Annotated in this window: 6 protein-coding genes, 8 tRNA genes and 2 rRNA genes; 1 reads left to right on the plus strand and 15 read right to left on the minus strand. The window is 38.9% G+C overall.

Annotation, left to right across the window (positions count from 1 at the left end):
- Positions 1-224: 224 nt before the first annotated feature.
- Together NST49_RS01985 and tadA are read right to left on the minus strand one after the other, a co-directional pair.
- The gene (locus NST49_RS01985) at positions 225-635 is read right to left on the minus strand and encodes a hypothetical protein (protein ID WP_023176668.1); all 411 of its coding nucleotides are present in this window, start codon (positions 633-635) and stop codon (positions 225-227) included.
- 333 nt (positions 636-968) lie between these two features.
- The gene (gene tadA / locus NST49_RS01990) at positions 969-1493 is read right to left on the minus strand and encodes a tRNA adenosine(34) deaminase TadA (RefSeq protein WP_023176667.1); all 525 of its coding nucleotides are present in this window, start codon (positions 1491-1493) and stop codon (positions 969-971) included.
- A gap of 122 nt (positions 1494-1615) precedes the next feature.
- Here tadA and NST49_RS01995 point away from each other — a divergent pair, with 122 nt between their 5' ends.
- Positions 1616-2479, plus strand: a complete 864-nt coding sequence (locus NST49_RS01995; protein WP_301426381.1) for a helix-turn-helix domain-containing protein — start codon at positions 1616-1618, stop codon at positions 2477-2479.
- A gap of 63 nt (positions 2480-2542) precedes the next feature.
- On the opposite strand, the gene NST49_RS02000 is transcribed toward NST49_RS01995, so the two are convergent.
- The 13 genes from NST49_RS02000 to NST49_RS02060 all read right to left on the minus strand — a co-directional run bounded on the left by NST49_RS02000 (position 2543) and on the right by NST49_RS02060 (position 10356).
- Positions 2543-2926, minus strand: coding sequence for a hypothetical protein (locus NST49_RS02000; protein WP_034538080.1), 384 nt, complete (start codon positions 2924-2926; stop codon positions 2543-2545).
- Between the two features lie 129 nt (positions 2927-3055).
- Entirely contained in the window at positions 3056-5548 is a 2493-nt protein-coding gene (locus tag NST49_RS02005) for an ATP-dependent Clp protease ATP-binding subunit (RefSeq protein ID WP_341046764.1), read from the minus strand.
- A 25-nt stretch (positions 5549-5573) separates the two neighbouring features.
- Positions 5574-6035, minus strand: coding sequence for a CtsR family transcriptional regulator (locus NST49_RS02010; protein ID WP_034538076.1), 462 nt, complete (start codon positions 6033-6035; stop codon positions 5574-5576).
- 379 nt (positions 6036-6414) lie between these two features.
- Positions 6415-6488, minus strand: a tRNA-Pro gene (locus NST49_RS02015).
- Positions 6489-6522: 34 nt separating this feature from the next.
- A tRNA-Arg gene (locus NST49_RS02020) sits at positions 6523-6596 on the minus strand.
- Between the two features lie 3 nt (positions 6597-6599).
- Positions 6600-6688, minus strand: a tRNA-Leu gene (locus NST49_RS02025).
- A gap of 50 nt (positions 6689-6738) precedes the next feature.
- A tRNA-Gly gene (locus tag NST49_RS02030) sits at positions 6739-6810 on the minus strand.
- A gap of 7 nt (positions 6811-6817) precedes the next feature.
- A tRNA-Thr gene (locus NST49_RS02035) sits at positions 6818-6890 on the minus strand.
- A gap of 39 nt (positions 6891-6929) precedes the next feature.
- Positions 6930-7014, minus strand: a tRNA-Leu gene (locus NST49_RS02040).
- 39 nt (positions 7015-7053) lie between these two features.
- A tRNA-Lys gene (locus tag NST49_RS02045) sits at positions 7054-7126 on the minus strand.
- A 1-nt stretch (position 7127) separates the two neighbouring features.
- Positions 7128-7203, minus strand: a tRNA-Val gene (locus tag NST49_RS02050).
- 25 nt (positions 7204-7228) lie between these two features.
- Positions 7229-7344 (minus strand): 5S ribosomal RNA (rrf, locus tag NST49_RS02055).
- 91 nt (positions 7345-7435) lie between these two features.
- Positions 7436-10356, minus strand: a 23S ribosomal RNA gene (locus NST49_RS02060).
- Positions 10357-10413 lie beyond the last annotated feature (57 nt).

The following is a 10413-nucleotide window of genomic DNA, read 5'->3' on the forward strand; positions in this document are numbered from 1 at the left end:
AACTTCAACGACGTTTGTGTCATTGAAGTTTTTTAGTATAGATACTACGTGTTACCTTTCTTGTTTTATAAATGTATAAGTTCAACTTTTCAAAAATTAGAGAATTTAACTTTATTTATTCAAAAGTACGTTTTCTAATCGTGATAGGTCCATTTAATAAGTTTATTTTCTCCTTAATGCAGGTAAGGTCCTTTCAGTCTAATAGTCTTTTTGGATTATGCTAACTACTTATATTTGTTATAATCTGGAAAATCATTTTTAGATAGAACCCAGTAAATAGTTCCCTCTGTTGCTTCATCTTCATCATAAGGAATCAAAATAATGGCATTGTCTATATCTTTCTTGTCTGGGAAAACAAACGAGTAAATTTTATCATCGAATTCTATTTTCTTATAACTAATATTGTTTTTAAACCCAGTACCCGTTTGCTTATAAGATACAGTCCAATCATCAGTTCCCTCAGAACTAAAGGTGATAGATTCATCCATTACATTTATAATCATTTGTTTCCCATCGGAATTTTCTGCATACCATTTACCTTGTATGTCTTTTGAACCTTTACACCCAGTTAAGAATATCAACATAATTCCTAAAAACATATACATCACTAATTTTTTTCTTTTCTTATTAAACAAAAGAATACCTCCTTTTTTAGAACTCTTCTATCATAACCCGATATTTATATTATTTTCAAGTTGATATAATCTGTATTAACCAAAACCACCTTCCAAAATAAGAATAGAAAAGTTAATTTAGTTTTTTCACATTAGACCTTTACAGAATATGAGAGTGGGACAATAAGCGTTTAGACCCGAATCACTGGAACGAATAAGCGCAGTATGGTCATCGACCATCGAGCATTGTTCGCGAAGTGGACGTCGGTCTGCTTTTTTGGAGCATGTTTTAGAATAAACAGTCGTATATAAAGAAGTGGCTGGGATTTTTGTCTTAGCCTCATCATTATTTTTTTATAATTGGCTGTCGTCTTGTTGTAGTTTATTTGCTTTTCTTTGTGCTTTTTCTTCTTTTTTTCGTCTTCTTAATTCTCTAAAAAAATCGCTTAATAATTCACTGCATTCTTCCTCTAAAAGACCTTTCTCAATTTGTACTTGGTGATTAAAACGCTTATCATCTAATAAATTCATCAATGTTCCAGCAGTACCGCCTTTAGGATCACTAGCTCCATAATAGAGTTCTTTGATGCGTGATAAGATCATTGCACCACTACACATAGGACAAGGTTCTAGTGTCACAAATAATTGAGCCTCTTCTAAACGCCAATTTCCTAAGTGGCGATTAGCTTCTTTAATGGCCAAAATTTCTGCATGAGTTGTTGCATCGTTCGATTCTTCTCTTATATTATGACCTCTGCCAATGATTTTTCCATCCAACACAACTATTGCACCAATAGGAACTTCTAATTTCTCTTTTGCTTTTTGAGCTTCTTTGATCGCTTCTTGCATAAAGTACGTTTTTTCTTCTGCAGTTAACATTTCTTGTTCCCTCGTTTATTCTTTTCTTTATCATAGCATAATTCATCTACAAATTTATTAAAAAAATGATAGAATGAACGTATAGAACATTTGTAACTGTTTTCATTCAAAGGAGTGCTTTTATGAATTTTAATCAACTTAAGTCTATTTACCCATCTGCTTTTTTGACAGATGATTCGAATAATGATCAGAATTACTTGACCTTCCCTTATCAAAATCAATGGATCCATTTTGATAAAAAACAATTGACCTCTTCAGAATCAAAGCTGCTTCACCTTATTTTAAATAAAGAAACAGACATAAAAAATCCAGAAAATCCTCAGTCAAAATGGTATGATTTTTTAATAGAAAATAATTCTATTCTACCTGCTGAATCTGGAAATCATCGAATTATCCAATTTAATATAAAAAAAAAGGATACTAATTTTAATAAGAAATTATGGCTAAATGCATTTAAAAGTTTTTTTGAAAATGTAGAAGCTGCCTTTTTTATCAATGACCATTATGGTCTTTTGATTCAGCACTATTCAGGTTATTCACTAAACCAAGATGAGACGATAGGTATTTTACAAACTTTAGATGATGATTTTTCGATAAAAACAAAAGGTTATATTGGTCAATACTGGTCTATTTCATTAGAAATCAAGGATATTTTTAACGAAGAGCAAACTATTTTTTTCAATCAGCTGGATAAAAGCAAGCAAGTATTTTCATTACCTGATATAGCACTAAGTTATTATGCTTCTGAAGCTCTATTTAAAAGTCCGATTATACAACAATTAAAAGAAGAACTCATTTCTCATTCCGAAATAAAAGAACTCATTACCGCTATATGGCTAAACCAAGGAAATATCAGCTTAGCAGCTAAATATCTTTACATCCATCGCAATACTTTACAATATCGACTAGATCGTTTCTATGAAGAGTCTGGTCTTTCATTAAAAAACAGAGATGATTTGCTGCTTTGTTATTTATTAACAATCTAAAAAAAATAATCTACTGCTAATGAAAAAAGTTAGCGGTAGATTATTTTTTTTATAACAATAGTATTATTTTTTAAATTTATGTTTTAGCCCTTTTTTTTGGTGTTTAAACTCATGTTGTAAATCTGATTTTTTATCCATAAGTGTTTCTTTAAAGTCGTGTGTAGTATCTTTTAGGTGTTCTCCATAAGAGCTCATACTGCCTCTTAAATCAGACACTTTATCTACCACACCCAATAAATTAGCAACTTCCATATCAGATAAATCATCAATTACGCTCATAGCATTTTCGTTGCCTTTTAATTTATCTTTTACGAAATATCTAGCTCTTTTACGATTCATTTTAGACTCAATTTTTTCCATTGCCATATTTGAAGAAGAAACAACAATAGCCCCAACTGTAAAAAGTGTTCCGAATCCTATCAATAATGCTTTTGTCGAATTTTTCATATTTAGTCACTTTCCTTTCGTTATTTCTTTAAATTTATCATAGCAGAAAGAAATATAAAATACGAATAAAAACGTCTACCATCTTATACGATAGCAGACGTTTCTCTAACTTTACTTTAAAAAAACAACTTAACTATTTTCACTTGAAGTTACTGTTTTGTTGTTTCTTTTTATTGAATCTTTTACAGTAATACGAATCGTTCCTTTTGAAGCACCGATTGTTACTTGATCGCCGATTTTAACTCGACCACTTAGCAACTCTTCACTCAATCGATCTTCTACTTCCTTTTGAAGTGCACGACGAATCGGACGTGCTCCATATTCAGGATCATAACCTGCTTTTGCAATTACATCAATTGCTGCTTGAGTAATTTTTACTTCAATGTCCATTTCTTTTAGACGTTTAACAATAGTTTGAGCCATTAGTTTTACGATTTGAGTCAATTCTTCTTTTTCTAAAGAATGGAAAACAATAGAGTCATCAATACGATTTATAAATTCTGGTTTAAACGTTTTTTTCAATTCTTCCATTATTCGTTTTTCCATTGCTTTATGATCTTTTTTATTGTTTGCTGTACCAAATCCTACAGATTTTTCATCTCTTAGAGCTGTTGCACCTAAGTTAGAAGTCATAATCATGACTGTATTTTTGAAGTCCACTTTTCTTCCTTTGGCATCAGTTAAATGACCATCATCAAGAACTTGTAGTAAGATATTAAATACATCTGGATGTGCTTTTTCAACTTCATCAAAAAGAATAACAGAGTATGGTTTTTGACGGATTTTTTCAGTTAATTGGCCACCTTCATCATACCCAACATAACCAGGAGGCGAACCAATCAAACGACTGGTACTATATTTTTCCATGAACTCAGACATGTCTACTCGTACTAATGCTTCTTCACTACCAAACATGGCTGAAGCAAGTGCTTTAGCTAGTTCTGTTTTCCCTACACCTGTAGGACCTAAGAACATAAATGAACCAATAGGGCGGTTAGGATCTTTCAGCCCGCTTCTAGACCGTCTAATCGCTCTAGAAACTGATCCGACAGCTTGCTCTTGTCCAATAACTCTTTTATGCAGTATATTTTCCAAATTCATTAAACGATCCGATTCTTTTTGTTCCATTTGTTGCACAGGAATATTGGTCCATAAGGAGACTACTTCTGCAATATCTCTTTCCGTTACTTGTAATGAGCTCGAAGAAGCTTTTCCTTCTTGTTTTTGAAGTAAACTTTCAATCTTCTTACGTTGTTTCATTTCTTTTGTACGAATTTTTGCAGCTCTCTCAAAATCTTGTAATTGAATGGCTTCTTCTTTTTCTTGGATCAAAGCTTCTAGAATAGAAACTGCAGCTGCTACTGGAGAAGGTTTACTTGAAACATCTAGACGCACCTTAGAAGCAGATTCATCTATTAAATCAATTGCCTTATCAGGAAGCTGTCTTGCAGTAATGTAACGTGATGAGAACTTAACAGCAGCATGTACTGCTTCATCTGTAATTTCCACACCATGGTGTTCTTCATAACGAGAACGCAAGCCTAATAATATTTCTTCTGCTTCTTCTTCTGAAGGAGGATCAACATGGATAGGTGCAAAACGTCGTTCTAAAGCGGCATCTTTTTCAATATACTTTTGGTATTCATCTAAAGTGGTCGCACCAATCGTTTGTAATTCGCCACGGGCTAATGCAGGTTTTAAGATATTAGAAGCATCAATAGCACCTTCTGCTCCACCAGCACCAATTAACGTATGCAATTCATCTATAAATAAGATAACTTCTCCATCTTGATAGATCTCATCAATAATCTTTTTCATACGTTCTTCAAATTCACCACGATATTTTGTACCAGCTACTAGCGAACCCATATCCAACATCATTAATCGTTTATTTGCTAATGCAGCAGGAACCTCTCCGTCAACAATTTTTTGTGCTAAACCTTCAGCAATGGCAGTTTTACCTACACCAGGTTCTCCTACTAAAACAGGATTATTTTTTGTTCTACGGCTCAATACTTGAATAATACGTTGAATTTCTTTATAGCGCCCAACTACTGGATCTAACTTACCTTTTCTTGCTGTGTCAGTTAAATCACGAGCTAAAGAATCCAAAGTAGGTGTACCGGCAATTTGTTTTGTAGCTGGTTTTGCTTTTTTACCTTTGCCACTGTTTACATCACTTAATCCAATTTTCTTCAATACAATTTGACGGGCTTTATTTAAATTGATATCTAAGTTGCTTAATATCTTAGAAGATAAGATATCTTCCTCACGTAATAAGCCTAATAATAAGTGCTCAGTGCCAACTAAAGCTGAACCCATACGTCTTGCTTCATCTGTAGCAAAAGTAATCGCTTGTTTTGCTCTTGGAGAATACGGAAGAATAGCGTTTTTAGAAAGGTATTTCATTGTTCCATACCCAGTAAAATGTTCGATTTCTTCACGAATATCCATTTCAGTAACGGAAAATTGTCTTAGTGTTTTTCCAGCAATTCCATCTTGTTCCATTATAAGACCTAAAAGAATATGTTCAGTTCCTACAGAATGGTGACGAAATCCTTTTGCTTCTTCTTGTGCCATGATTAAAACCATTCTTGCTTTTTCAGAAAATAATTCATTCATCAATTTCGCCTCCGTTTTTTATATGTTACTCATATTTTAAATTAGTTAAAAAGGCAACTAATAACTTAGCTCTTAATTCATTTTCATTTGCTTCAGTAGAGTTCAAGAGTGATTTTTCCATTACGGATAACATAATATTGGCTTCACGCTTCGATAGCATTTCAGATTCAAACAACCTTTGTATAATAGAATAAGCATTCTTTTGAGAAATTTTACTTCCAATAATATCAATCATCATATCCAGCATTTCAACTTCATCTAATAATTTCACCTTTATAATACGTATATACCCACCACCGCCTCGTTTACTTTCAACTAAATATCCTTGTTGTACAGTAAAACGAGTATTTATAACATAATTTATTTGAGAAGGAACACAATTAAATCGATCTGCCATTTCGCTACGTCTAATCTCGACTTGTTCATCTTGGCCTAAAACCTTCTTTAAATAAGCTTCAATGATATCCGACATATTTTGATTGTGCATGAGTTACCTTGTTACTAAAACATTTTAATGTGTGATAAGACATCATATCCTTATCTACTTTACATTGCAATGGCGTTTTTTTAGTAACACTCCTTTTCTTTTCGTCCCAACACTAGACTTATTTACTTAGTTTATTTTTTTACTCAATAAAATAAACTAATAACGGAGGATGCTCCAGTAAGCAATCAAGAAGCATTCTTGACTAATCCTGACTTTAATTATACGAGAAATAAGAAGATTTGAAAAGCAACTCTACTCATTTTTTCTTTAAATACCATTTAAACTGTTGTTATTCTACATTAAATCGAAGTATCTACAAAATAATATAATAAAAAAAGATAACCCCACAAAAAAATGGAATTATCTTCTAAGTTGTTTATCGGGAAGACAGGATTCGAACCTGCGACCCCTTGGTCCCAAACCAAGTGCTCTACCAAGCTGAGCTACTTCCCGTAATGCTGAGTTTTATCTTTTTTTACAAAAGAAATGCACCCAAGAGGACTTGAACCTCTAACCCCTTGATTCGTAGTCAAGTACTCTATCCAATTGAGCTATGGGTGCAAATGGTGCCGAGGGCCGGAATCGAACCGGCACGGTGATCACTCACCGCAGGATTTTAAGTCCTGTGCGTCTACCTGTTCCGCCACCCCGGCATTAGAACAGCTTGTCATTCTTACGAATGAGCTCACTAGTTGAACTAGTAAGCGAAAGACGGGATTCGAACCCGCGACCCCCACCTTGGCAAGGTGATGTTCTACCACTGAACTACTTTCGCAACAAAATGCCGGCTAAAGGAGTTGAACCCTCGACCCTCTGATTACAAATCAGATGCTCTACCAACTGAGCTAAGCCGGCTAAAGTGGTACTTAACTAAACATTCAAAAAAAAAAAAAATGGTGCGGGTGAAGGGACTTGAACCCCCACGTCTCTCGACGCTAGATCCTAAATCTAGTGCGTCTGCCAATTCCGCCACACCCGCAAAAGTATGGCATAACTAAACATGTTGAATGATTAGTTATGAGTCATGCAGGATTCGAACCTGCGACCCTCTGATTAAAAGTCAGATGCTCTACCAACTGAGCTAATGACTCATGGTGGAGGTTGACGGGATCGAACCGCCGACCCTCTGCTTGTAAGGCAGATGCTCTCCCAGCTGAGCTAAACCTCCATCTGAGAAAAAAATAATTGAATCTGCGTGGCAGCGTCCTACTCTCACAAAGGGAAACCCTTCACTACCATCGGCGCTAAGAAGCTTAACTGCTGTGTTCGGCATGGGAACAGGTGTGACCTTCTTGCCATCGCCACCACACAAATTTCAATCTAGAGAACGTTGTTCTCTCAAAACTGGATAAGTTAAAAGTTTGTTCTTCGTTTAGAAACCGTCGTACACCGTTTATTCTTTGGTTAAGTCCTCGACCGATTAGTATTGGTCCGCTCCATCTATCGCTAGACTTCCACTTCCAACCTATCAACCTGATCATCTCTCAGGGGTCTTACTCACTTACGTGATGGGAAATCTCATCTTGAGGGGGGCTTCACGCTTAGATGCTTTCAGCGTTTATCCCGTCCACACATAGCTACCCAGCAATGCCCTTGGCAGAACAACTGGTACACCAGAGGTGTGTCCATCCCGGTCCTCTCGTACTAAGGACAGCTCCTCTCAAATTTCCTACGCCCGCGACGGATAGGGACCGAACTGTCTCACGACGTTCTGAACCCAGCTCGCGTACCGCTTTAATGGGCGAACAGCCCAACCCTTGGGACCGACTACAGCCCCAGGATGCGATGAGCCGACATCGAGGTGCCAAACCTCCCCGTCGATGTGGACTCTTGGGGGAGATAAGCCTGTTATCCCCAGGGTAGCTTTTATCCGTTGAGCGATGGCCCTTCCATGCGGAACCACCGGATCACTAAGCCCGACTTTCGTCCCTGCTCGACTTGTAGGTCTCGCAGTCAAGCTCCCTTATGCCTTTACACTCTGCGAATGATTTCCAACCATTCTGAGGGAACCTTTGGGCGCCTCCGTTACACTTTAGGAGGCGACCGCCCCAGTCAAACTGCCCGTCAGACACTGTCTCCCAGCCCGATAAGGGCTGTGGGTTAGAGTGGTCATACAGCAAGGGTAGTATCCCACCAACGCCTCCACCAAGACTGGCGTCCTGGCTTCAATGGCTCCTACCTATCCTGTACAAGCTGTACAAACACTCAATATCAAACTGCAGTAAAGCTCCATGGGGTCTTTCCGTCCTGTCGCGGGTAACCTGCATCTTCACAGGTACTATAATTTCACCGAGTCTCTCGTTGAGACAGTGCCCAGATCGTTACGCCTTTCGTGCGGGTCGGAACTTACCCGACAAGGAATTTCGCTACCTTAGGACCGTTATAGTTACGGCCGCCGTTTACTGGGGCTTCAATTCTGAGCTTCGCCCGAGAGCTAACCCATCCTCTTAACCTTCCAGCACCGGGCAGGCGTCAGCCCCTATACGTCATCTTACGATTTTGCAGAGACCTGTGTTTTTGATAAACAGTCGCCTGGGCCTATTCACTGCGGCTGACCAATTGGTCAGCACCCCTTCTCCCGAAGTTACGGGGTCATTTTGCCGAGTTCCTTAACGAGAGTTCTCTCGCACACCTTAGGATTCTCTCCTCGACTACCTGTGTCGGTTTGCGGTACGGGCAGTTTGTTTCTAACTAGAAGCTTTTCTTGACAGTGTGACATCGGGAACTTCGGTACTTAATTTCCCTCCCCATCACAACTTGTTCTTAAAGAAGCAAGCATTTGACTCACTTCAAAACTTGTTGCTTGGACGCGCATATCCAACAGCGCGTATTCCTTAGCCTACTGTGTCCCTCCATTGTTCAAACAAAACAAACTGGTACAGGAATCTCAACCTGTTGTCCATCGTCTACGCCATTCGGCCTCGACTTAGGTCCCGACTAACCCTGGGAGGACGAGCCTTCCCCAGGAAACCTTAGTCATTCGGTGGACGGGATTCTCACCCGTCTTTCGCTACTCATACCGGCATTCTCACTTCTAAGCGCTCCACTAGTCCTCACGATCTAGCTTCAACGCCCTTAGAACGCTCTCCTACCATAGAACCAATGGTTCTATCCACAGCTTCGGTGTTATGTTTAGCCCCGGTAAATTTTCGGCGCAGGGTCACTCGACTAGTGAGCTATTACGCACTCTTTAAATGATGGCTGCTTCTGAGCCAACATCCTAGTTGTCTAAGCAACTCCACATCCTTTTCCACTTAACATAAACTTTGGGACCTTAGCTGGTGGTCTGGGCTGTTTCCCTTTCGACTACGGATCTTATCACTCGCAGTCTGACTCCCGGATATAAATCAATGGCATTCGGAGTTTATCTGAATTCGGTAACCCGAGAAGGGCCCCTAGTCCAAACAGTTGCTCTACCTCCATGATTCTAATTCCGAGGCTAGCCCTAAAGCTATTTCGGAGAGAACCAGCTATCTCCAAGTTCGATTGGAATTTCTCCGCTACCCACACCTCATCCCCGCATTTTTCAACATACGTGGGTTCGGTCCTCCAGTGCGTATTACCGCACCTTCAACCTGGACATGGGTAGATCACTTGGTTTCGGGTCTACGACCACATACTCATTCGCCCTATTCAGACTCGCTTTCGCTACGGCTCCGTCTCATCAACTTAACCTCGCATGGGATCGTAACTCGCCGGTTCATTCTACAAAAGGCACGCTATCACCCATTAACGGGCTTTAACTATTTGTAGGCACACGGTTTCAGGGGCTATTTCACTCCTCTTCCGAGGTTCTTTTCACCTTTCCCTCACGGTACTGGTTCACTATCGGTCACTAGGGAGTATTTAGCCTTGGGAGATGGTCCTCCCGGATTCCGACGGAATTTCTCGTGTTCCGCCGTACTCAGGATACTGATCAGAGTGGATGTGGTTTCGGATACAGGGCTTTTACCTTCTTCGGCAGACCTTTCCAGGTCGCTTCTCCTACCAAATCCATTTATGACTCTATGTGTTCAGTCCTACAACCCCAGAAAGCAAGCTTTCTGGTTTGGGCTATTCCCGTTTCGCTCGCCGCTACTCAGGGAATCGATTTTTCTTTCTCTTCCTGCAGGTACTTAGATGTTTCAGTTCTCTGCGTCTACCTCTACTAACCTATGTATTCAGTTAGCAGTAACATCCTATCAAAGATGCTGGGTTCCCCCATTCGGAAATCTTTGGATCAAAGCTTACTTACAGCTCCCCAAAGCATATCGGCGTTAGTCCCGTCCTTCATCGGCTCCTAGTGCCAAGGCATTCACCGTGCGCCCTTATTAACTTAACCTATGGTTAATCGTTAATGTTCAATACTCATCTTACGATGAGAACCTTAAAAAACTCA

Origin of the sequence: Carnobacterium sp. FSL W8-0810 (assembly GCF_038007125.1) — a bacterium.
Taxonomy (GTDB): Bacteria; Bacillota; Bacilli; order Lactobacillales; family Carnobacteriaceae; genus Carnobacterium_B; species Carnobacterium_B inhibens.